Consider the following 24,092-nt stretch of genomic DNA (forward strand, 5'->3'; position numbering starts at 1 on the left):
TTTTAACCAAATCTACCTGTAATATAATTTTCTGTTTGTTTTTTCTCTGGATTTGTAAAAATCTTTCGCGTTTTATCATATTCAATTAATTCACCCAAGTAAAAGAATGCTGTATAATCACTAATTCTAGAGGCTTGTTGCATATTGTGTGTTACAATAATTATGGTGTATTCTTCTTTTAAATGATGAATTAACTCTTCAATTTTTGCTGTTGAAATAGGATCTAATGCCGATGTTGGTTCGTCCATTAACAAAATAGAAGGTTGTACTGCAAGTGTGCGCGCAATACATAAACGTTGTTGCTGACCACCAGATAAAGCCAAGGCAGATTTTTTTAAATTATCTTTAACTTCTTCCCAAAGATCGGCTTGTTTTAATGCTTTTTCAACACGTTCGTTAATTAGTTTTTTATCTTTTATTCCTTGAATTTGAAGACCATAAGCAACGTTATCAAAAATTGATTTTGGAAACGGATTTGGTTTTTGAAATACCATTCCAATCTCTTTACGCAACTGTTCAACATTTACTTTTTTCTTATAAATATTGTCGCCATCAATTTTTATTTTACCTTCCATTTTAAAACCTTCAACATAGTCATTCATTCTGTTAAATAAACGAAGAAATGTAGATTTTCCGCAGCCAGAAGGTCCAATAAATGCAGTAATTGTATTTGGTTTAATAACCATATCAATTCCTTTAATTGCCATAAAATCATCATACCAAACTTTTACACCTTTGGTTTCAATTCTAGAAGCATTTTGCTGGGTTGATTCATCCACTATTTCAGGTGAATCTATTTTTGTGCTTTTTATGTTTTCCATTGTTATTTCAATTTCTTTTGCCATTTGTTTCTAAAGTAAACAGCAATTCCATTCATTACAAATGTTATAATTAATAATATGATGATAGCTGCAGATGCTGCAATTGCAAATCCTTGTTGTGGCCTTGTGGTCCAGCTAAAAATTTGCATTGGAAGTACTGAAAACGTATCAAAAACTGAATGTGGTACAAACGGCACATAAGCCATGGCACCAACCACAATTAAAGGTGCTGTTTCACCTATTGCTCTTGATAAAGATAAAATAATACCGGTTAATATTCCTCCGAAAGATGAAGGTAATACAACATTTTTAATTGTTTGCCATTTAGAAGCACCCAAACCATAAGACGCTTCTTTTAAAGAATGTGGAACAGCTTTTATAGCCTCACGCGTTGCTACAATAATTATTGGTAATATTAATAATGATAAAGTTAAGCTACCTGATAAAATACTACCACCAAGCCCAAAAAAGCGAACAAAAATTCCCAAACCTAAAAGTCCATAAATTATTGATGGTACCCCTGCTAAGTTGGAGATATTAATTTCTAATAATGATGAAAATTTAGATTTTTTAGCATATTCTTCTAAATAAATACCAGCACCAACTCCTACTGGAATTGCAAATATTATGGTTAATAACATTAAATCTAAAGTACCAATAATAGCCGTATAAATCCCTGCTTTTTCAGGTCTTCTAGAAGGTAAACTAGTTAAAAAATCCCAATTAATTCTAGTGACACCTACTTTTAAAATATTATAAATTAAAACACCTAAAATAAAAATCCCAAGCATTGTAAATAAAATACCTAATATTTTAAACACCTGATCTATAAATCTATTTTTCTGAAGATTATTCATATTTTTCCTGGTATTTTTTCTTAATATAAAAACTAATACTATTTAAAATAAATGTAAATAGGAATAAGGTTAATCCTGCCGCAAATATTGTTTTATATTCAATAGAGCCTTGAGGTGCATCACCCATACTCACTTGTACAATGTACGATGTAATTGTTTGAACTGGCACTGTTGGATCTAATGTTAATTGCGGTTGTTGGCCCGCTGCAATTGCAACAATCATTGTTTCGCCAATAGCTCTTGAAATTGCTAATATTATAGAAACAATTATACCTGATGAAGCTGCAGGAACCATTACTTTAAAAGCCGTTTGAAACCTAGTAGCGCCCATTCCGAAAGAGGCTAATTTTAACGATTTAGGTACTGCGTGCAATGCATCCTCACTTAATGAAGAAATAAAAGGAATAATCATAATTCCCATTACAATTCCGGCAGACAATGAATTAAACGTTTCTAAATCTGGGTAAATAGTTTGCAAAAAAGGTGTAACAATGGTTAAAGCAAAAAAACCATAAACAACAGTTGGTATAGCCGCTAAAATTTCCAAAAAAGGTTTTAATACTTTTCTAAAACTTTTTGGCGCATACATGTTTAAATAAATAGCAATTGTTAGTCCAATTGGTAAAGCTACTGCTATGGCTATTGCTGCAGTTAAAAAAGTTCCAGAAACTAACGCTAAAATACCAAAATGTTTTTCACTATAAAGTGGTGTCCATTGAGTGTCTGTTAAAAAGTCTAAAATAGAAACACTTTTAAAAAAAGCAATACTTTCAAAAAGTAGCACCACTATAATTCCAACAGTTGTCAAAATTGTAATAGAAGCAAAAAACTTTAAAACTAATTCAATTATTTTTTCTTTAATTTTCATAAAATACATTAGCCGATAAGCAAACTTATCGGCATATATTTATTTAAATTGAATAATTATTTTTTTATTAAAATTGCCTCAAAAGCAGCCTTTTGTTCATCGTAACCACTTTGTGGCATTGGAACATAACCAACTTCTTTCGATAATTGTGGAGCATTTTCTAAATAAAATTTAACAAATTTCTCAACCTCTGGACGTTGTGCTGATTTTGTATTTACAAAAATAAATAATGATCTTGATAAAGGTGCGTATTGGTTGTTTGCAACAGTTTCAATACTTGGCAATACAACACCACTTCCGTTGTCTATACCTACAACACCTAATTTATCTTTATTTTCTTCATAGTACGATAATCCAAAGTAACCTAAAGCATTTACATCTTTTTCTATTCCTTGTACTGCAACATTGTAATCTGATACAGCATTATAATCTGTTCTACTTGCACCTGATTCACCCATAATTACTTCTGTAAAAAAATCATACGTTCCGTGAGATGTGTTTGGTCCGTATAAATGGATTTCTTCATTTGGCCATTCAGCTCTAATTTCATTCCATTTTTTAATAGTACTGTTTGGTTCCCAAAGTTTTTTAAGTTCTTCAGTAGTCATACTTTTAGCCCAAGTATTATCTTTATTAATTACAACAGTTATACCATCTAAAGCAACTGTTAATTTAATATATTCAATTGCATTTTCTTTACAAAGTTCAATTTCTTTCCCTTTAATTTCTCTTGATGCATCGCTAATATCTGTTACTCCAGTTGCGAATTTTTTAAATCCTCCACCTGTTCCAGATTCACCTACCGTTACTTTTACTTTAGGTTCCGTTTTTAAGAATTCTTCTGCAACTGCTTCTGAAACTGGGTAAACTGTTCCAGATCCATCAATTGCAATTGACCCTGTTAATTCTGATGTTTTTTCTGCTTTTTTTTCTCCACAAGAAACTGCTAAAATTGCTAGAGAGATGATAAATACTAATTTTTTCATTTTTATATTCTTTAATTGTTTTACAAAGGAATGATTTGATTGTTAAGTTTAAGTTAACTGAAAATTATTTGTTTGATATTGATTTCTTTACGTTAATTTGACTATAATTTAAATTCTGCATTTAAAAACAGTAAAGATTCATTATCTAAAGAAGCATTGTCGAAACTAAACCCTTGGTAGTTTAATGCAAATTTTAATCCTTTAATTGGAGCGTATTGTATACCTGCTATTATTTGGTTTCCATCATTTGAAGTATTCCAAGCAGTTGACTCACCTGATAAAGTATTAGAGCTTAGTTGATCAAAACGTCCAAATACTTCAACTTTTTTATTAATTACATAGGTTGAATAAAATGATACTCCATCTAAATTATGATTGTCTATTGGGCTTGAGTATTTTTTACCATTTTGTAATTTATTAAACTCTGCTCCTAATCTCCAATTAGACATTTCATAACCTACAAATAATGCCACAGATGTTAGTGCTTTTGATGTAGCAGATTTTTGACTATCTGCATAAATTTTGGTTGTTAAACCTTCTATTGGAGTAAATACCAAACTTCCTCCAAATTTTTGATACCCATCTGTATCTTGTAATTTTTTATAGCCTTCTCCATTTGCTATTAGAAAATTTGCTTTTAAATTTTTGCTTAGTGAAAACTCAGCATTAATACCTAAATCTGCACTACTTCCAAAACTATTTTCATCCATAAAAGATTTAAACAAATAACGATATCCCCAAAAATCTTCCTGATCATTAAATTGTTTCATTCCAATTAAACCCATACTTAATTTTACACTACTAGCAACTTTCCAATCTAATTGAGCAGCTTTTAAAAATGCAGTGTATTCACTTCCTGCAGAGTTACTACCAACATCAAAAGTTATTTTTGCCGAAATATCTTTAGTGAATGCATATTTATAACCTAAATATGAGCGCGTTAACTCAAAAGCACTTGTTTTAGTCGCGTTGTCACTAAAATCTGCGTGATAATTCCAAAATACTTTAAACTGAATATCACCACTTGGTTTAAAATCTTCACTAGAATTTTGAGAAATTGCAGCTATAGAAATAAGCATTGCACTTAATAATAATAATAATTGTTTTTTCATTGTAATACTGTTTTAATTTTTTTCGTGTTTAAAACGAAAATATTTTAAAATTTTAATTAAACGAATAGCACTTAATTATAAGTGTCTATTTTATTTTTTTGAAAAAATTAAAACATAAAAAGAAGTACATACCATTTAAAATTAAAATGGAAGTATCTAAAAAAGTAAAGTGTGTAAAAAATGCTTTACAGTTCATATGTATTAGTTTTTGTCAGTGCAAATAACCAATGTTAATGTTAATTTAAAGTTAAGTGGATGTTATTTAATAAATAAAGTTTAACGCAAGTAATTTTTAATTTTAAACAAAAATTTACAAACTTATAAAACAAGCTTTTGAATAATGCAAATTTTTGAGTGCATTTGAAATATGTATTATATGTTTGATTATCAGTTATTTAAATTACTTTTTAAAAAACTTAATGTAAACTTAACGTTAATTAATTCTTAATATAAAGTAAAGAAACTACATTTGATATGTAGTTTAAAATGAGTTAATTATTAATAAAATATATTATGAAAACAGTTGTAAATATTATTTTAATGTTGTTTTGTGTAGCAGCATTTTCACAAGAGCAAAAGGTTGAATTTAAAAAAGTAGATAATGATTTAATTAAAGCTACCTATTATTTTGCCGATAATAACACAGTAATTGAGAGAGAGGGATTTTTTAATAAAAATGAAAAATTACAAGGAATGTGGGTGAGTTATGATGTGCAAGGAAACAAAATAGCTATAGCATATTATAACAATGGTAAAAAAGACGGCGTTTGGTCTTATTTTAAAGACGGCAAAGTAAATTTAGTAACTTATGATAACAATAAAATTATAAATGTTGAAGAAAAAATTGTAGCAGTAAACTAACAACTAATTTTCTTTTTTCTAAAAAGCAATTCAGTTTTACTGAGTTGCTTTTTTTATTTAAAAATATCTTTTATTTCCACCATTTTTCAGAAGGGAAATTACTTTCATCCAAAACAATAGCTTCACCAACTTTTGGTGTTGTTAATTTAATATTTAATTCGTAAGCTTTTTTTGAAGCTCTTACAATTGGATCGTCCCAACTATGTAACGCCAAATTAAAACTTCCCCAGTGAATTGGCATAGTTAACTTGCTTTTTACATCAATACTTGCTTGTATGGTTTCTTCTGGAGTCATATGAATTTGTGACCATTGTTCGTTATATTGTCCGCATTCTAGCATCGCAAAATCAAAAGGACCATATGTTGAGCCAATTTCTTTAAAGTGTTTTCCATAGCCACTATCGCCACTAAAAAATATATTTGAATTTTCAGATTTCAATACCCAAGAACACCATAAAGTACTGTTTCTATTAGTTATTCCTCGTCCCGAAAAATGACGTGCAGGAGTTGAAATAAACTCAACGCTATTATAATTTATACGTTCCCACCAATCAAATTCAGTAATTTTTTCTTTTGAAATTCCCCACGAAATTAGATGTGCTTTAATACCTAAAGGAACATAAAATTTAGTTACTTTTTCTTTTAACTTAATAATAGAACCATAATCTAAATGATCATAATGATCGTGAGAAATTAACACGACATCTATTTTTGGTAAAGAATCTATTGATATTGGTAATTCTTTTTGAAACCGTTTTGAACCCAGTAATGGATGTGGTGCAGGAACATCACCTAACATTGGATCAATAAAAATATTTAAACCTTCAAATTCCACAAATGTGGCTGAATGACCAAACCAAGTTATTCTTGGTTTTTGCGGTTTGTTTTCAAAATAGCTTTTTGTTAACTTTTGCATTGGCAAATCTTTTGAAGGTTTTTTATTATTACCATCTGTAAAAAACTTTGGAATAGTACTCCATTTAAAACCTGTATTTTGAACTGTTTTTTCTGAGTTAATAAATGTGCCATTTAAAAAATTTGGAGATTTTCTAATGCGCTCTAAACTTAAGTCTTTTGCACCTGCACCAAACTGTGGACTTACATTTATAAAAGTGACCCCCACTAAAGTGATGACACCAACAACTGATAATATTCCTATCATAATTCTTTTAATAATTTTAAATATATATTTAATCATTATTTAACCTCTTGCATTTTACGAACTTGCTTTAATACCATTTTTTTAGGCATAAAAGGTATGAAAGCCATCATTATTTTTTGAGACAATGTTAACCCAGAAATAACATCAATTTTTCCTTTTAACATACCGTTATAACCATCTAAAGCTACCGAATATGCAGTGGCTGTTTTTGTAAACATTTCAGTTTTATCCATACCAGATGTTGCTCCAAATTCACTTTCGGTAGCACCCGGCATTAAATTGGTAACGGTAATATTAGTATCATGTAACTCTTCTGAAAGTGCGTTTGAAAAAAATGTAACATACGCTTTTGTTGCAAAGTAAACAGCTTGTAGCGGACCAGGCATAAAACTAGCTGTAGATGATGTATTTAATATTTTACCACTGTTCCGTTTTACAAATTCTGGTAAAAATAAATGTGTTAAAGCTGTTAATGAAGTAACATTTAAGTTAATCATTTCAATTTGTCGCGCTAAATCTAATTCGTGAAATTTACCTAAAGCTCCAAAACCAGCATTATTTATTAAATAATCTATTTCAATACCTTGTTGTTTTATTTCATTATAAATTTCTTGAGGCGCATTTAAATTACTTAAATCTTTAGCAATTACAATAACTTTTATATTGTACTGCTTTTCTAAATTGGTTTTAAGTTGATTTAATTTACTTTTATTACGAGCAACAATTACTAAATTCCCTCCTTTTGAAGCATGAATAGTAGCTAACTCTTTTCCAATTCCAGTACTTGCGCCTGTTATTAAAGCTGTTTTGGTAATCATAATATTATGTTGTTTTTTGATTAAACTGACTATTTACTCAATACAATGTTCAAATTTTTTTATGCTTTTAAATAATTATAATACATTTCCCAAGCTTGTTCTATAAATACTTGATCGTTTCTTTTTTCAGGAAATTGCGTTAAATAAGTAATCATAGACGTAATTAAACCAAACATAGTACCCATAATAAAATGAGTATCCATATTTTTAATCAACTCTTTATTAATGTATTGTTGAATTAAACTATTGAATAGTTCATACTTTTCAATAATTTCAGGATGACTTTTTACTCTTACAGAACAACTTGTATTGTCTAATTGTAATAAAAACTTGAATTTCAAATCGTTATCCAACCCCCAATTCCAAGAATTTGACCAGATTAAACGCAATTTTCCAAGATCAGCATTTATTTTATCTAAATTATTTAATATAGTAGCAGTAAATTCCTTTTTTATGGAAACATATAATTCATCAATTAAATCATCTTTGGTTTTAAAATAATGAAATAAAATTCCTGCACTAACACCCGCTTCTTTTGAAATTGCTGATGTTGGAGTAGCATGTAAACCTCTTTCAACAAAAAGTTTGGTTGCTGCTTCTAATAATAATTCTCGTTTGTCCATTTTAAATTGACTAATCAGTCAACAAATGTATTGCATTTTTTTAAATCTCCAAATAATTATAAAAAAAATTAATTTTCTGTCTTGGTATAGAGAACGTTTCGTTCTTTTAAATAGTCAAAAATAAAGTTGAAACAATTTTCATGTTTTCCTACAAGTTCTGGTGGAAAAACACCTTTTTCATTGAAAATATTGTTTAAAATTAAATTTACGGCAGCAGTTGCTGTATAACCTGTGGTTCTTGCCATAGATGAAGTGTTGGTTTTATGGCAATATTCATCGTGTAAATTATATACAACTTTTTTAAAACGACCATTTTCATCAAAACCATCTAAAGAAATACGCATCACAGTAATCTCTTCTTCGTTATTTTCTAGTTTCCATTCATTAAATAAAATAGCTGATGAAATTTCTAATGGAATTACTTTTTTGCCATTAACTTTTATAGGTTCATTATTAAAAAATCCGCTTGCTTTTAAAACTTTAATATACTCTACGTGATTAGGATATCTCAAGGTTTTTTCTTTCATATTTAAAATATGTGGCATTGTATAAATAATAGATCGCAAACCATCTGAGTTAAAAGCTTCTAATGTTCCTACTTTATCAAATTCAACAAATTCGCAATCTGAAAGCGCTTCTTTAACTACAATATTTCCATTTTCAATATAACGTGCAGGTCGCGTATATTCTTCAATTACATCAATAGGAGAAAAAGGTGCTTTATAGCTAAATGGCCATTTTTTAACTTTAGGTAAACCGCCAACCAAACATTCAAAATCGGTTAATTTTAGTTTTTCATTGTAATACCCTAAAATAATATTTCCAACTCCTGGAGCAACACCACAATCTACAATTGCTGTGACATTATTTTTTTTTGCAAGATCATTTAGTTCTAGAGCATTTTCTGAAAAAAATGAAATGTCAACAACATCTTTTTTAGTTTCAATAATAGCTTTTAAAGTTTGGTAACCTAAAAATCCTGGAACGGCACAAACAACTAAATCAAACTGCTTAATTGTTTTTTGAAGTTCATCTATGTTTAAAAAATCAAGAATTATGGTGTTTAAATCGCCGCATTTTTTTAACACTTTGTACAATGCTTTTTTGTTAAAATCTGCAATAGAAACATCATATTTTTTTGATAAGTCAATAGCCATTGCGCTACCAACCATTCCGGCACCTAAAACAAGTATTTTGCTCATAAAAGAAATATTAAAAATAAAAATTTGAATTTAAAATTCTTGCTGAAGATGTAAGAATTTAGTAACTAAAATTACAATATATTTTGACAAAAGAAACCATTTTGTTCAATTAAAAAAACACAAATTTGAAAAATGTAATTACTCCAGTTACAAGTATTAATATTAATACAATAAGTTTAAATTTTTCTTGTGAAATATGATTTAAAATTAATTTACCTATATAAGTTCCTGATATACTTGTAATTAATAAAATTGGAATTAAATACAAATCGTGATTATGAACATAACCGTTTAAATAATAAATAACGCTTCGGCTAGCATCAATTCCTAAATCTATTATGGCAGAAGTTGCAATAAATGTTTGAATTGATAAATTAAAAGAAGTCAAAGTAATCCCTCTAATTGCACCTCCAGTTCCAACAATACCGGCAATTAAACCTGAAAAAATACCACCAAAAATAGAATTTCTGATAGTTGGTTTAATGGAAAAATTCTTAAAAATTATAAATCCTAAACTTATTATAATTAAAAAAATAGCTAATAGTATTTCTAATAGTACTGTTTGAAAAAACTTACTAATATAGGCTCCAATCATTACAAAAATAACAGCAGGAATACCAACCCAAATAACCAAATTTTTATCAAAACCTTTTCTAAAAAATGCAATTTTAGTAATATTGCTTGATACGTGAAATATGGCGGTGATTCCTAAAACCGAATGAAAATCTAGAAAAAAACTGGCTATTGGCACAAAAAATAGCGAAGAACCAAATCCGCCAATGGTTCCAAATATTTCAGCAATTAGTGCTAATAAAATAAATAATAGTAAATAATCCAAAATGCTTTAACTGAAACTTCAATTAAAGTTACAATAAAAGTACAAGCAACTAAAAATTAATTCTTAAAGAAACATTAGGCGTAAACTCCATAGATTTAACAGTAATTTCTGTGGCTTTTGTAGTATCGGTTTTATCAACAACATAATATACATCTAAATCTTTTCTTTTATTAAGTGCATTTAAAACCCCTAATTTTATGGTTGATTGTATTTTTTTAAAATCTAAAAATTGGTAGTTTACGGAAAAGTCTAGCCGATTATATGATTTTAATCGTTCGCTGTTTAGCATATTGTAATTAACGGTTACAGATCCATTATTTTCAATAGTTTGATTTTGATTATTAATTGTAGTATACGGTTTTCCCGATTTTAAAATACCACTAATAGAAGTACTCAAATACTTATTAAAATAATAATTTAAACCGAGGGTTGATGAGTGCCTAATATCATTATTACTCGGAAAATAATTTTGATTTAGCTGTTTGTAAAATAAATCACTTTTACTAAAAGTATAGGCAATCCAAAAATCTGCTTTTTTTGTTTTTTTGTTCAACAATATTTCAATGCCTTTCGATTTTTGTTCACCACTTAATCTTTTGTTTATTACTTGATTTTGAAAACCTTGACCTGATATTAATATACCATCAATAGTTTTATAAAATACGCTTAAATCGATTAAAAGATTATTTTTTTTATATGTTCCTCCAACAGAAAATTGATTGCTTTTTACTAGTGGAATAGTTTCATCAGCAATAACCCAACGTCTGGTTTCAACACCTAAAAAATCATCTAAATAGTCAATTACTTGTGAAGTATTTTGCGATTTATTTTCAAATTGAGCATTTAAACTCATAGTTTTATCTAGCGAATAACTCAAATTTAATCGTGGTTCAATAGAGGTTTCATTTATTTTACTAAAATAGTTGAAACTTATACCTGAGCGTAAAAACCAATTATTATTTTGGTAATTAACTTCAGCAAAAGCAGCGTGATTTAGTATTACATTTTTTTCAATTCTATTATACAACGGAATATTAACATACGTTTTGTTTAATACGCCCGTTTCATTTAATTGATAACCTGTTTCAAAACTTAAATTTTTATTAAAAAGATATTTTAGAGAGGTTTTAATAGAATTTTCAAGCACTTCGTTTTCGTGATTTACAAACTGCTCTTGATTGTTTTGATAATTGTTAGAAAACAACGAATATTTTGAATAATAACTTGAAACCGAAGCATTCATTTTTTCATTTACTTTAAAATCATAATGAACTCCAATTGCATCTGAATTTTGATTTATTTTATCAGTTAAATTGTTGTTATTAAACTCATTATAATCAAGATTGTTGTTTATTTTTATGTAATTGACTTTTATTGAACTAAATTTTGTAGGTGTATATAATACGCTCACATTTACATCATAAAAGTTAAAATTAGAATTAGATTGATTATTGTTTATAGCGGTATTTTGAAATGTTTTATTAAAATATGATTTATAAGTTGGTGTGTTAAACCAATTATTATTAGAGTTTCTAAAGGACGTTTTTAATTCAATTTTATTGGAAATTGGAATGTTAAAAAAAGCATCATAATAAATAAAATTTGAACCTGCTCCACCGCTAAAATTATCAGAAATTGTTGCGTTAGTTTCTAATAACATAGTGCTAGAAACACCACCAATATATTTGGCACTTGTGCCATTTTTAATAATTGAAATTTTTTTAGTTAAGTTGGGATTGATGGCTGAAATAAGTCCAAAAAAATGCGTTGGATTGTACATTTTAATATAATCCCAATAAATAACATTTTGATCGCTTACTCCATTTCTTACATTTATATTTGAAATAGATTCGTTTGGACTTTCAATACCTGGAAGAATTTGAGATGTTTGCAACAAATCTGGCTCTACTTGTCCGGAAAGTGTATTAAACGATTTTGTATCTAAACTAATAGTTCCATCGTTAGATTTTGATAAGTTTTTGGTGATATAATTTTGAATAAAAACTTCTGTTAGTTCAACTTCATCTTCAAACAATATAATAGTTACACAATTTAAATTTGGAGCAATTAATTCATTTACATTTTTTTTAAGGGTAGCAAAGCCCAAATATCGAAACTCAATAATATCTGTAATTTTTAAATTTTCTAAAACAAATTCTCCACTATCTTTAGAAACTGTTCCGTAAAATTTACCTGAAATTAAGATTGACACATTGCTAATGGGTTTGGATTCTTTATTAAGTATAAAACCGCAAACTTTTATGTTTTCTAATTTCGGAGCAATAGAAATAAACCGATCATCAATTTTTTCAGCTACCAAAAGCGTATGCATATTTATGTAAATTAACGCTTCATTTAAGGTTGTTGAAGTTGAAATTTTTTGTTGAAGTTGAATATTTTCAATACTTGTAATTGCGTAGGAAAACTTAACATCAAACTTTGTTTCAAGCTGTTGTATTTCTTGTAAAAAAGAAAAACTTTGCTGTGCGTTTACTTTTAAAAAGCAAGTGATAAAAATAAATAGCGTTATCCAAAATTTATTTTGATAAAACAATTTCATTATCTTTTATTTGGTAGTTGATATTAAAAGGTAATGTAATAGATTTAAGAGCTGTTTCCAAATTGTTATTATTAAATCCTCCAGTAAAAAGCTCTCCGGTATCTATATTGTTAGTTATAATTTTCACATTAAACTGTCGTTCAAACTCGGCTAAAACCTCATCATAAATTTCTTGGTTAAAATAACTTTCATTGTTTAACCATAAAGGTTCATTTAGGCTTGTGTTATTAATTTTAATAAGTTTGTTGTTGTTTACAAGTTGAACACCTTCACCTTTTGTTAAAATAATTTTATCAGTCCCGTGTTTTACTTCTACGCGACCTTCATAACAAAAAACATTGAATGCTTTTTCTCTGTTTTTTACATTAAATTTTGTTCCTAAAACCTGTACGGAACCTTGACTTGTATTTACCGTAAAAGAACTTCCTTTTTTAACCTTAAAATAAGCTTCTCCTTCTAATTCTAATTCTCTATTTTTTAAAAACGATTTAGCATAAGTTATGGTTGAAACAGCATTTAAATCAACAATAGATTCATCGGGCAATGTAAATGATTTATTTTCAGCATAATTGGTTTTTAAAGTTGTTTGACTGTTATTTAATAGAAAATAAGAAACGGCAACTAACAATGCAATACTTGCTGCTACTTTAAAAATAAAGTTGTTTTTTAATGAAATTACCTGTGGTTTTTTCTTAGTTCTAGTTTTAATTCGAGCTTTAAAATCTTTTAATGCAACCTCTTCATTGATAGAAGTTAGTTTAATTTTAGAACCTGTTTCAACAATATCTTTATATAACGTATAGTCGTCGGTAGTTTGAAAAGCTGAGAATTCTTCTTCAGACATTTCATTATTTAACCATTTTGATATGTTTTTACTATTTTTCATACTATATATATGACAACCAAATTTAGCTTTACCCTACTTTAATTATTTTAATTCTTCAATTTTAGTTCTTAAAACTACTAAAGCACTGCTCATTCTTTTTTCAACAGCTTTAACAGAAATGTTTAGTAGTTCGGCTATTTCTCTGTATTTTTTTCCTTCCACTCTATTTAATAAAAAAACTTCACGTTGTCCATCGGTTAATTCATTTAAGGCTTTTTCTAACTTATTTTTAAACTCTTTTCCTCTTAATGTATCTTCAGGTGTTTCGGCATCAATATAAAGGTTGGTTGAAGTGTTTTCGTAATTTCTTACCACTTTTTCATGCTTTTTTACATTCAAAAACAAATTATTTGCAATAGAAAATAAATACGATTTTGCCTTAGACAGCTTAAATTTATTGCAATTTTCCCAAATTTTTATAAAAGCTTCTTGAACAATATCAAGTGCTTCATCATTGTCTTTACTTTTTATAAGAATAAATCTAAAAACATTGTTAATCTGTTGTTTATAAAAAATATCAAACTGTTTTTCATCGCATAAATTGCTGAAATCCATAAGTTTTTTATTAAGTAATAATGGTAAAAATAGAAATAAAATAATGATATAAAATAAAAAATTTAAAATATGAGGTAGGGTATTTTAAAAGTGTGTTGTCTTATTAGTGTAACTCGCAAATGAGTTTTAATTAATAACTAAAAAAACAATAATAACTAAAAAATCAAGAATCATGAAAAAATTAAATTTAACAATTGCTGCAAGTTTATTAGTGCTTACAACTTTTATAATGTCATGTTCAAATGATAATAATGACAATTATCCATCAGGAGAAAAAAGTGCTACCAATTTTTATATTACTGATGCGCCAACCGATAACACAAATGTTAAAGGCGTAATTGTAACTGTTGCAGATGTAAAAGTAAATGGAGTTTCTATTGAAGGTTTTTCAAAAACTACAGTTGATTTAATGCAATACCAAAATGGTATGACTAAATTATTAGGTAATTTAGAATTAAACGCAGGAACTTATTCTAACATTACATTAGAACTAGATAATGAAACTGATGCAAATGGAAATGCGCCAGGTTCGTATGTATTAATGATAGATGGAACTGTAAAAGCATTACAAAATGCTTCTAACAGTATTAAAATTAACGATTCTTTTGAAGTACTCGCAACAAGTACAAACAATATTGTATTAGATTTTGATGTAAGAAAAGCAATTGTTGCTGAAGGATCAAATGAATTTAAATTTGTTACAAAAAGTGAATTAGCTAACAGTATTAGAACTATAAATGAAGCCGAAGCTGGAGAAATTAAAGGGAGTGTAAATGATACCGAGAATACTTCAGATAAAATAATTGTATATGCTTATGCAAAAGGAACCTTTAATTTATCAAAAGAAACAAAAGCTCAAGGAAGTGGCGTATTATTTGCCAATGCACTTAATAGCGCAAGTGTAAATAGTTTTACTGGTAAATATGAATTAAACTTTTTAGCAGCAGGTGATTACGAATTACATTATGCATCTTATACTGATGAAGATGATGACGGAAAATTAGAGTTTTCTACACTTTTAGAAGCAGAATCTCTTACAGGAATTGACTTAAGCAATATTTCAGTAGACACTTCATTAAACATAAATATTGCCGTAAAACTTAAAGCTAAAAGTTAATAAAAGTTTATTAAAATCAAAACAATTACCAACTGGCTACATACAAAAGTGTAGCCAGTATTTAAAACAATTATTATGAAAAATTTACTTATAATTTTGACATTTATCGTATCGTTTAATATACATGCGCAAGAAAACAAACAAGAACAAAATAATTCAGCATTCGGTTTAAAAGGAGGTTATAATTTAACGTCGGTTAGAAATTCAGAAGGAAATGAAACCGATCAACGACAAGGTTTACATGTTGGCTTTTTTGGAGAATCAAATATTACTAAATTTTTAGCTTTACAAATTGAGTTAACCTACTCTCAACAAGGATATGTAGTTGAAAACAGCAACTTTAAATTAACTCAAAAAATTGATTATTTAAATATACCCTTAATGTTAAAATTATATCCTACTAAAACTTTTTATTTTGAAGCTGGGCCACAAATTGGTTATGTAATATCTCATAAAGAAAATATAGAAACTTTTATAGGTGACAGTAACAGTAATTTTGATCCTCACTCTTTAGATTGGGGGACTAATATTGGGCTTGGGTTTAAAACTGAAACAGGTTTAATACTAGGCGCAAGATATCATTATGGTTTAGGAAAATTGTATGAAAACACCAATGAATATAACAATGTGTTACAACTGTCATTAGGATTTATATTTTAATCAAAATATAAGTCCCCAAATTCCCCTTTTTGTATGGTAAGTGTCTACAAGTTTATCAACTTAAAGGGGAATAATTAAAATTTAATCAATTAATATTTAAATTTGTTCTAAATTTCAAAACTGAAAATGAGTTCAATAGCTAAAAAATCTCTCGTATATCTATTTTTAATTCTTATAATTAGTTGCCAACAAGAAATTGATGTTAATGAAGGATCTGATCCAAATACAAACAACAACAATTCAGAAACTACCAATTATTATAAAAGAGTTGGAATGTATAATGGTTCTTTTGATGATTTACTTGACAATACTTCTTGTTTTTCAGTACAATTACCAGTTTCTTTAAAGGCTAACGGAATAGCGTTAAATATTATAAATACAACCGATTATCAATTAGTTGAAAATATTTTTAATCAATTTCCTTTTGATGTTGATGTAATTGAATTTAATTTCCCAATAACCATTATAAATTATGATTACACACAATCAACAATTACTAGTCAAGAACAATTAAATAATTTAGCCAATAGTTGTGGTGATTTAATATCAAGTAATTTAAATGCAATTACTTGTGTAGATTTGGTTTACCCAATTACTATTTCTTTATTTAACATTAGTAATGATCAAACCTCAAATGTCATTATAAAAAACGATCAGGAGTTGTTTGGTTTTACAAATACTTTATCAGACCAACAAGTGTACAGTGTTCAATATCCAATAAACGCAATTGTAAATAATAATATTTCAATTGAAGTAATTAATGACAGTCAGTTTAAATCTATAATTAGCAATTGTAATTAAATAAAAACTACTATCAACATGAAACATATTTTTAGCGGTATTGCCCTCCTAATCTTTCTTAGCTTTGGTTGTTCAAAAAATGAAAATTTAGACAATCTTATAAGTGATAATTATCCTTACAAACAACAAGTTGGTTATTCAGCTAATGATATCTTATCAAACAATTTGTATACAAATATTTTAATAGAAGTAATGTATGTTGATGGATTTAAGCCAAGATCAGCAACGTTAACAAATCTTAAAAACTTTATAAGTGCCCGATGTTATAAAACTAATATTGTTATAGAAGAAAGATTAATTAATATTACAACTAAGGAAGCCTATTCAATTGATGATGTTAGAGAAATTGAGGATACAAATAGAACTTTATTTACAAATGATAACCAATTGGTTATTTCGGCAATTTTTTTAAATGGAAATTCTATAAACAACACAGAAACATCCGTTGTATTAGGTACTGCATACAGAAATACTTCTTTTGTAATTTTTGAAGAAACTATACATTCATTTTCAGATAGCGCCTTTGAACCCAGTAGAAACGTATTAGAAACTACTGTAATTTTACATGAATTTAGTCATTTGTTAGGATTGGTAAACATAGGAACTTCAGTGGTTAACAATCATCAAGATTCTACTCATGGCGCACATTGCACAACAGAAAATTGTTTAATGAATTATCAAATTGAAAATGGTACTAAATTTTCTAATTGGTTGGGTGGAGAACAAATTCCACAATTAGGTACTTTTTGTATTGAAGACCTTCGCGCAAATGGTGGAAAATAAATTAGTTTGCGGTATAAAACTTTCCTTGCCAACTATCTTTTTCCATTAGTTTTTTATCAATTTTAGCAACCACTTCAAAGTTTTTTAAATTATTCCATTTAGGAGCAATTAAAAGGTTGTGTGGCGTTTCGCTAATAAAGCGTTCAATAATAATATCTGGTCGTAAATTTCCAATAAAATCGGTGATAAAATCAATATAATCTTCCGAAGAAAATAAGTTAAATTTTTCAGGATTCCGTTTATATTGAACAGCCATTACAGCATTTTTCACAATTTGTAAATGATGCATTTTTAAGGTGTCAATAGGTAATTTTGAAACTTCTTTCGCATGATTTAGTAAATCGTTTTTATCTTCTCCAGGCAATCCTAAAATAATGTGTGCACCTAAATGAAATCCTTTGTTTTTGCATTTTTCAAAAGTTGCTTTGGTTTCTTCAAAAGTATGACATCTGTTTACTGTTAACAATGTTTTTTCATTGGTACTTTCAACGCCAAATTCTAATGAAATAAAGTGTTTTTTTGATAAAAATGCAAAATAATCAATCAATTCATCTGAAATACAATCAGGTCTTGTTCCAATAACCAAACCAATAACTCCAGAAACATTTAACGCTTCTTCATACATTTTTTTCAGTGAATCAATATCAGAATACGTGTTTGTATATGCTTGAAAATAAGCCAAGTAATGAATTGATTTGTATTTTTTTCCGAAGAAAGCAATGCCTTGTTCTAACTGCTCTTTAATACTTTTAGTAGGTTCACAATAATCCGGATTAAACGTGTTATTGTTGCAATATGTACATCCACCATAGCCTTTTGAACCATCTCTATTTGGACAAGAAAAACCGATGTCTAATGATATTTTTTGAACACGTTCTCCAAACGTAGCTCTTATAAATGAAGAATAATCTAAATAGCGTTTTCCAGTAAATTGCATGGCGTAAAATTATTAAAACTAATTGGATTGCGTTATTTTTACCATTAAAATTATGAAAGACACTTCTCAAAATATTAAAAAGACTTTACTTAAAACTTGTGTTGATTTTGTTCAAAAAAAGGAAACGGTAATTTTAGAAACAATGGTTTCTAACAAAAACGATTTATTTTCTGAAACCAAAAGTTCTGCAGGTGATAAACACGAAACTGGCCGCACCATGTTGCAATTAGAAATGGAAAAAGCCAGTCAGCAATTAGTAATTGTAAACCAGATGAAAGAAACTTTGCAACGATTAACTATTGAAGATGCTACTAAAAACGTAAAACTTGGTAGTTTAGTAACAACCACAAAAGGAACTTATTTTTTAGCAATAAGCGTTGGACAAGTAACTATTGATAAAGAAACTTATTTTGTTGTTTCAACAGAATCACCTATTGGAAAACAATTGTTGGGTAAAAAAACTGGTGAAATTATTCCATTTAATGCTGCTGAGATTTTAGATATCGCATAAAAAAACCGCCCTAATGAGCGGTTTTTAAAATTATTTAAAAGGAAATTTATCCTTTCACTTTTGTTTTATTTGGCAAATCTTTATAATCCATATTGTATAAAGTAAATCCAAATATATCTGCATATTGCTCAATAGTTTTAGAAACTGGTGTTCCAGCTCCGTGTCCGGCATTAGTTTCAATTCTAATTAAAGTTGGATTATTTCCAGTATGTTTTGCTTGTAATTCTGCAGCAAATTTAAATGAATGTGCAGGTACAACTCTGTCATCGTGATCTCCTGTAGTAACTAAAGTAGCTGGATAATTAACTCCTTCTTTTACATTATGTACAGGTGAATAAGCTAATAAATACTCAAACATTTCTTTAGAATCATCGGCAGTTCCATAATCGTAATCCCAACCTGCACCAGCTGTAAATGTGTGGTAACGTAACATATCTAAAACCCCAACTGCGGGCAATGCAACTTTCATTAAATCTGGTCTTTGTAGCATTGTTGCGCCAACTAATAAACCACCGTTAGAGCCACCACTAATTGCTAAATAATCGGCAGAAGTGTATTTATTTGCAATTAAATATTCCGCTGCAGCAATAAAATCATCAAATACATTTTGTTTTTGCATTTTAGTTCCGGCATTATGCCACGCTTTTCCATATTCTCCACCGCCACGTAAATTTGGAACGGCATAAATACCACCTTGTTCCATCCAAACAGCATTTGTAATACTAAAACTTGGAGTTAAGCTAATATTAAATCCGCCATAACCATATAAAATTGTTGGGTTTTTACCATTTAAAATTATTCCTTTTCTATAGGAAATAATCATAGGAATTTTAGTTCCATCTTTTGAAGTATAAAATACTTGATGCGATTCATAATTATCTGAATTAAAATCTATGGCTGGTTTTTTGTATAATTCAGATGTTCCAGAAACGGTTTGAAAAGAATAAATTGATCCTGGATTGATATAGTTTGAGAATGAATAATAAATTAATTCCTCATCTTTTTTACCACTAAATCCACCTGCAGATCCAATGCCTGGCAATTCAATTTCACGAATTAATTTGCCGGTATAATCATATTGTTTTACTTGCGAAACTGCATCTACCATATAATTTGTAAAAATATAACCATTAGCTGTAGATGGCGACAGTACATTGTTGGTTTCAGGAATTACATCAACCCAATTTTCTGGTGTTGGTTTAGCGGCTTCAACTTTTACAATTCGTTTATTTGGTGCATTTAAATTTGTGCCTAACAACAGTGTTTCACCAATATTATCTAGCACAAACGTATCGTTTTCAAAATTGTTTACAACAGTGATTATTTTACTATCTTCTTTAGATAAATCTTTAATATATAATTCGTTACCAGAAGTAGATTCTGAAGCTGAAATCACTAAATATTTACCATCTTCTGTAACTGAACCGTTTATATATCTTCTTTTTACGATATCACCAAAAATAATTGGATCGTTTTTTTGAGCAGTTCCTAACTTATGATAAAACAAACGGTGTTGATCCGTTTTTGCAGAAAGTTCGCTTCCTTTTGGCTTTTCGTAACTAGAATAAAAAATGCCTTCATCACCTTTCCAAGCTATTCCACTAAACTTCACATCAATAATAGTGTCTTCTAAAATTTCTTTTGATTCAGCATCCATAAGAATAATTTTCCTCCAGTCACTTCCTCTTTCAGAAATTGAATACGCTAATTTTTTCCCATCTTTAGAAAAAGACAAACCGCCTAAAGAAGTGGTGCCATCTTTAGAAAAAGTATTTGGATCTAAAAATACTTCTGGCTCTTCCTCATTTTTAAATCTGTATAAAAGATTTTGGTTTTGTAACCCATTATTTTTAAAAAAATACGTATAATCACCTTCTTTAAATGGCGATCCGATTTTTTCATAATTCCAAAGTTTTTCTAATCTTGATTTTAATTCTTCTCTGTAAGGAATTTCTGATAAATAATTATAAGTCACTTCATTTTGAGTGGTAACCCAATTTTTTGTTTCTTCAGACATATCATCTTCTAACCAACGGTACGAATCTTTAACTTCAGTTCCAAAATAGTTAGTTATAGTATCAACTTTTTTTGTTGTAGGATAGTTCAATTTTTCAGGAGTTTTTTGAGATGAATCGTTTTTACAAGAAATAATAAACGCTCAAATCATTGCAATTAATACTCATTTTTCATGTGATGAATATTTTTAAATTAAAAGAGAGTCTTAAATTTTCGCCAGTTTACATAAATTAATGTTGCATTTAAAATTGCCACTAAAGCTGCTGGACCAATAGTTGAAATATCATATTTTAAATGAAAAAGCACAATATTTATTGAAATTGGCACTAACCAAACCAAAGCCAATCCTGTCCACTTATTGATAAATAATAATATTCCTGGTATAATTTCTGAAATTGCAATTAACGGCATTAAATAGCCTGTTTGTAGTAAAGCGTGCATAAAACTTCCTTCCGGAGGCGCTTCCATTGGTATAAAATTAAAAAACTTATTCAATCCAAAAACCAATAAAATTATTGACAATACAACCCTCAGGACTTTTTGTAATTTTGAATTCATAATTTAATGTTTTAGTTAATATTGAGTTAAATTGGACGTTAATGTACAATATAAATTACAGATGTAACTTAAGTTACTGTAAAATTGTAAGTTTATGTGTCACTTTGTTGTCAAATAACAAAGCTTTAAAAGCTGATTTATTAATATTAAAAATACAAAAATGACTGAAATGTTAACAAAAGAAACTTTTTTAGAAAAAGTTTTTAATTTCGAAAAAAATAAAGAGTGGAAATTTGAAGGTGACTTGCCTTGTATTATAGATTTTTATGCAGATTGGTGTGGACCTTGTAAAATGGTTGCTCCTATTTTAGAAGAATTAAGTGATGATTATAAAGGGAAAGTAAATGTTTATAAAATTGATACCGAAGCTGAACAAGAATTAGCTGCTGCTTTTGGAATTAGAAGTATTCCATCAATATTATTTGTTCCAAAAAATGCTGAGCCTCAAATGGCGCAAGGTGCTTTACCTAAGCACCAATTTGAACAAATTATTAATGATGTTTTAGAAGTTTCAAAGTAAACCTCAAAAAAAACCAAAAAAGAGCCACTCATTGAGTGGCTCTTTCATTAATAAAAATTTTCGATTAAATTTTAAACAATTAATTTTCGTTCTCCATTTTCAAGATTTCCTCAGAGTTTTTATTTTTCATCCAATAAAAAGGGGGTTTTCTGGTGTTTTTATTTTTACCAATATTTAAAATAATAGAAAACTCGTGTGAACCATTATTGTAATTTGACAGGTTAGATGTAATAGCATCGTATGTATAACCAACTTTTAAATTATTGGTTAAACGTAATTGAAAAAGTCCTGAGATAGATTCATTAATTCTATGTGAAATTCCAAACTCTAATTTGTCAAGCCAAAGTACACTTGTAGAAATATCTGTAGAAAGCGGACTTCCATTTACAACTCTTAACATTACAGAAGGTCTAATTTTAAAATCATCACTTAAATCAAAAACATATCCCGAAGAAAGGTAAAATATCATTTCATCAGAAGCACTTGATACAACAGCATTACTTTTGTTATAATGTTTGGTTTGTAAAATATTAACCGTAGATACACTTGCGTAAAAGCGATTTGTATAATAAAATGCACCAGCGCCTATGTTTGGATTAAATTCATTTAAGTTTTCACTAAATAAATTGTCATTTTCAATTCCCAGTTCTAGTAAATTTACATCTAAGAAACTACCTCCAACTTTTAAACCAAAAGCCAGTGTAGAATATTCTGAAGGATAAATAGAATACGAAAAGTCGGCATATACGTGTGTTTCACTCAGTACAAACACCTTGTCGTTTAAAATAGAGAGTCCCAAACCTACATTTTTACCAACAGGTCCGTGTAAAGAAAGTGTTTGTGTTTCTGGACTGCCTGCTTCACCTGCCCATTGACTACGAATATTAGCCGTAGCAGTAAACAATCCGTGACTACCTGCATAGGCTGGATTGATTAAGCTAAAGTTATTATAATACTGAGTGTATAGTGGATCTTGCTGTGCAAAACTTTCAAATCCGATTGCTAATATTAAAACAAGTACTGAGTTTTTAAATATATTTTTCATAATTTTTTTTAATAATTGATGTATAACCAGCCTTTAACTATTTGAGTACCGCCATTAATACTTAATACATAAAAGTAAGGAGCTGCTGGTAATTTTCGGGTTTTTCCAGAGGAAACACCATCCCAATAATTTTGATAGTTATTGGATTCGTATACCATATTACCGTATCTGTTATAGATTTGAATACTGTTATTTGGGTATTTATGAAGTCCTGCAATGATAAACTCATCGTTAACCCCATCTCCATTAGGAGAGAAACCTTTCGGTATTTCTAACTCACCCTGGTCACATACATCTCCAATACCATTACGGTCTATATCCGCTTGATTAGGATTTGAAACCGTAGGGCAATTATCAATATCATTATCAACTCCATCTCCATCTAAATCATCATCACATACATCAGCAATGCCATCGTTATCTAGATCATCAGAAGTAAACGTTACAATAGCCATTTCCGAAGCTGAATTTCCATTATTATCAATAACCGTTAAGGTTACTGTAGTATCGCCTAAGGTTGGGCAACTAAACGTAGTTTGATCCAAACTTAGTGTTGCAATTCCACAAGCATCAAAACTACCGTCATCTATATCTTCAGCTGAAATGGTAGCATTTCCAGTTTCATCTAGCTCTACAGAAATATTTTGAGTAATTACTATTGGATCAGTTACATCAATAATAGTAACCACAGTTGTGACAGAAGAACTATTACCATAAGCATCAGTTACAGTAAGAGTTACATTATTATCACCAATATTTGAACAATCAAAATTAGTAGTATCTATAGTTAAACTTTCAATTTCACAATTATCTGAAGAGCCATTGTTTATGTCATCGACAGTAATAGTTGCACTTCCAGTTTCATCCAATTGAATTGTAAATGGAGCTGAGCAACTTGCTATAGGCGCAATGTTATCTTCCACAGTTACAACAGCAGTAGCTTTAGCGCTATTTCCATTAACATCAGTTACGGTAAGAGTAACTGTATTATCACC

At 28.7% G+C, this 24,092-nt stretch carries 25 protein-coding genes; 7 read left to right on the forward strand and 18 right to left on the reverse strand.

The annotated features are described in order from the left end of the window. Positions 1-2 precede the first annotated feature (2 nt). From pstB to BM335_RS04195, 5 genes are all read right to left on the reverse strand, one after another. Positions 3-845 (reverse strand): phosphate ABC transporter ATP-binding protein PstB, encoded by an 843-nt coding sequence (gene pstB / locus BM335_RS04175; RefSeq protein WP_262493856.1) that lies wholly within the window; start codon positions 843-845, stop codon positions 3-5. After that, a complete protein-coding gene (gene pstA, locus BM335_RS04180) occupies positions 824-1,678 on the reverse strand; it encodes a phosphate ABC transporter permease PstA (protein ID WP_090223487.1) in 855 nt (284 codons plus the stop codon). Before pstA ends, pstB begins: the two co-directional genes overlap by 22 nt. Beyond that, the gene (pstC, locus tag BM335_RS04185; protein ID WP_090223488.1) at positions 1,671-2,546 is read right to left on the reverse strand and encodes a phosphate ABC transporter permease subunit PstC; all 876 of its coding nucleotides are present in this window, start codon (positions 2,544-2,546) and stop codon (positions 1,671-1,673) included. Before pstC ends, pstA begins: the two co-directional genes overlap by 8 nt. Positions 2,547-2,602: 56 nt before the next feature. Continuing rightward, complete coding sequence (locus tag BM335_RS04190) at positions 2,603-3,532, reverse strand: PstS family phosphate ABC transporter substrate-binding protein (RefSeq protein ID WP_090223489.1); 930 nt, start codon at positions 3,530-3,532, stop codon at positions 2,603-2,605. A gap of 101 nt (positions 3,533-3,633) precedes the next feature. Beyond that, positions 3,634-4,644, reverse strand: coding sequence for a hypothetical protein (locus BM335_RS04195; protein ID WP_090223490.1), 1,011 nt, complete (start codon positions 4,642-4,644; stop codon positions 3,634-3,636). Between the two features lie 513 nt (positions 4,645-5,157). Between BM335_RS04195 and BM335_RS04200 the strand changes: the two genes are divergently transcribed. Next, positions 5,158-5,505, forward strand: coding sequence for a toxin-antitoxin system YwqK family antitoxin (locus BM335_RS04200; RefSeq protein WP_090223491.1), 348 nt, complete (start codon positions 5,158-5,160; stop codon positions 5,503-5,505). A 70-nt stretch (positions 5,506-5,575) separates the two neighbouring features. Here BM335_RS04200 and BM335_RS04205 read toward each other — a convergent pair whose 3' ends face one another. The 8 genes from BM335_RS04205 to BM335_RS04240 all read right to left on the reverse strand — a co-directional run bounded on the left by BM335_RS04205 (position 5,576) and on the right by BM335_RS04240 (position 14,149). Continuing rightward, positions 5,576-6,667: an MBL fold metallo-hydrolase gene (locus tag BM335_RS04205; RefSeq protein ID WP_245780601.1), complete on the reverse strand. Its 1,092-nt coding sequence runs from the start codon at positions 6,665-6,667 to the stop codon at positions 5,576-5,578. A 35-nt stretch (positions 6,668-6,702) separates the two neighbouring features. Continuing rightward, entirely contained in the window at positions 6,703-7,485 is a 783-nt protein-coding gene (locus BM335_RS04210) for an SDR family NAD(P)-dependent oxidoreductase (RefSeq protein ID WP_245780602.1), read from the reverse strand. A gap of 59 nt (positions 7,486-7,544) precedes the next feature. Beyond that, positions 7,545-8,108 (reverse strand): TetR/AcrR family transcriptional regulator, encoded by a 564-nt coding sequence (locus BM335_RS04215; protein WP_090223493.1) that lies wholly within the window; start codon positions 8,106-8,108, stop codon positions 7,545-7,547. Positions 8,109-8,176: 68 nt separating this feature from the next. Then, positions 8,177-9,310: a saccharopine dehydrogenase family protein gene (locus tag BM335_RS04220; RefSeq protein ID WP_090223494.1), complete on the reverse strand. Its 1,134-nt coding sequence runs from the start codon at positions 9,308-9,310 to the stop codon at positions 8,177-8,179. 109 nt (positions 9,311-9,419) lie between these two features. Beyond that, positions 9,420-10,148 carry a sulfite exporter TauE/SafE family protein gene (locus BM335_RS04225; RefSeq protein WP_317041020.1) on the reverse strand — a complete coding sequence of 243 codons (729 nt, stop codon included), beginning with the start codon at positions 10,146-10,148 and terminating at the stop codon, positions 9,420-9,422. Positions 10,149-10,197: 49 nt separating this feature from the next. Then, positions 10,198-12,708, reverse strand: a complete 2,511-nt coding sequence (locus BM335_RS04230; protein ID WP_090223496.1) for a TonB-dependent receptor — start codon at positions 12,706-12,708, stop codon at positions 10,198-10,200. After that, complete coding sequence (locus BM335_RS04235) at positions 12,686-13,594, reverse strand: FecR family protein (RefSeq protein ID WP_090223497.1); 909 nt, start codon at positions 13,592-13,594, stop codon at positions 12,686-12,688. The genes BM335_RS04230 and BM335_RS04235 overlap by 23 nt, the downstream gene beginning before the upstream one ends. Before the next feature lie 42 nt (positions 13,595-13,636). Continuing rightward, positions 13,637-14,149, reverse strand: a complete 513-nt coding sequence (locus tag BM335_RS04240) for an RNA polymerase sigma factor (RefSeq protein WP_090223498.1) — start codon at positions 14,147-14,149, stop codon at positions 13,637-13,639. Positions 14,150-14,321: 172 nt separating this feature from the next. On the opposite strand from BM335_RS04240, the gene BM335_RS04245 reads away from it, so the two are divergent. The 4 genes from BM335_RS04245 (at position 14,322) to BM335_RS04260 (ending at position 17,510) form a co-directional block, all read left to right on the forward strand. Continuing rightward, on the forward strand, positions 14,322-15,266 hold the full coding sequence (locus tag BM335_RS04245; protein ID WP_245780603.1) for a DUF4382 domain-containing protein: 945 nt from the start codon (positions 14,322-14,324) through the stop codon (positions 15,264-15,266). A gap of 75 nt (positions 15,267-15,341) precedes the next feature. Then, positions 15,342-15,926, forward strand: coding sequence for a porin family protein (locus BM335_RS04250; RefSeq protein WP_090223499.1), 585 nt, complete (start codon positions 15,342-15,344; stop codon positions 15,924-15,926). Positions 15,927-16,052: 126 nt separating this feature from the next. Continuing rightward, entirely contained in the window at positions 16,053-16,727 is a 675-nt protein-coding gene (locus tag BM335_RS04255) for a hypothetical protein (RefSeq protein WP_090223500.1), read from the forward strand. Positions 16,728-16,745: 18 nt separating this feature from the next. Further along, positions 16,746-17,510 (forward strand): hypothetical protein, encoded by a 765-nt coding sequence (locus BM335_RS04260; RefSeq protein WP_090223501.1) that lies wholly within the window; start codon positions 16,746-16,748, stop codon positions 17,508-17,510. Between the two features lies 1 nt (position 17,511). Here BM335_RS04260 and BM335_RS04265 read toward each other — a convergent pair whose 3' ends face one another. Continuing rightward, on the reverse strand, positions 17,512-18,447 hold the full coding sequence (locus tag BM335_RS04265) for a tRNA modification radical SAM protein MnmL/YtqA (RefSeq protein ID WP_090223502.1): 936 nt from the start codon (positions 18,445-18,447) through the stop codon (positions 17,512-17,514). A gap of 52 nt (positions 18,448-18,499) precedes the next feature. Between BM335_RS04265 and BM335_RS04270 the strand changes: the two genes are divergently transcribed. After that, positions 18,500-18,958 carry a GreA/GreB family elongation factor gene (locus tag BM335_RS04270; RefSeq protein WP_090223503.1) on the forward strand — a complete coding sequence of 153 codons (459 nt, stop codon included), beginning with the start codon at positions 18,500-18,502 and terminating at the stop codon, positions 18,956-18,958. A 46-nt stretch (positions 18,959-19,004) separates the two neighbouring features. Here BM335_RS04270 and BM335_RS04275 read toward each other — a convergent pair whose 3' ends face one another. Next, positions 19,005-21,065: a prolyl oligopeptidase family serine peptidase gene (locus BM335_RS04275; RefSeq protein ID WP_394332773.1), complete on the reverse strand. Its 2,061-nt coding sequence runs from the start codon at positions 21,063-21,065 to the stop codon at positions 19,005-19,007. A 101-nt stretch (positions 21,066-21,166) separates the two neighbouring features. After that, a complete protein-coding gene (locus tag BM335_RS04280; RefSeq protein ID WP_090223505.1) occupies positions 21,167-21,532 on the reverse strand; it encodes a DoxX family membrane protein in 366 nt (121 codons plus the stop codon). 160 nt (positions 21,533-21,692) lie between these two features. Here BM335_RS04280 and trxA point away from each other — a divergent pair, with 160 nt between their 5' ends. After that, a complete protein-coding gene (gene trxA / locus BM335_RS04285; protein ID WP_090223506.1) occupies positions 21,693-22,052 on the forward strand; it encodes a thioredoxin in 360 nt (119 codons plus the stop codon). A 79-nt stretch (positions 22,053-22,131) separates the two neighbouring features. On the opposite strand, the gene BM335_RS04290 is transcribed toward trxA, so the two are convergent. Beyond that, complete coding sequence (locus tag BM335_RS04290) at positions 22,132-23,097, reverse strand: PorP/SprF family type IX secretion system membrane protein (protein WP_090223507.1); 966 nt, start codon at positions 23,095-23,097, stop codon at positions 22,132-22,134. Between the two features lie 8 nt (positions 23,098-23,105). Next, positions 23,106-24,092: T9SS type B sorting domain-containing protein (locus BM335_RS15670; protein ID WP_177219153.1), on the reverse strand; the 987-nt coding region annotated here is incomplete at its 5' end.

The organism is Lutibacter maritimus (assembly GCF_900116115.1).
In the GTDB taxonomy this organism is placed as follows: domain Bacteria; phylum Bacteroidota; class Bacteroidia; order Flavobacteriales; family Flavobacteriaceae; genus Lutibacter; species Lutibacter maritimus.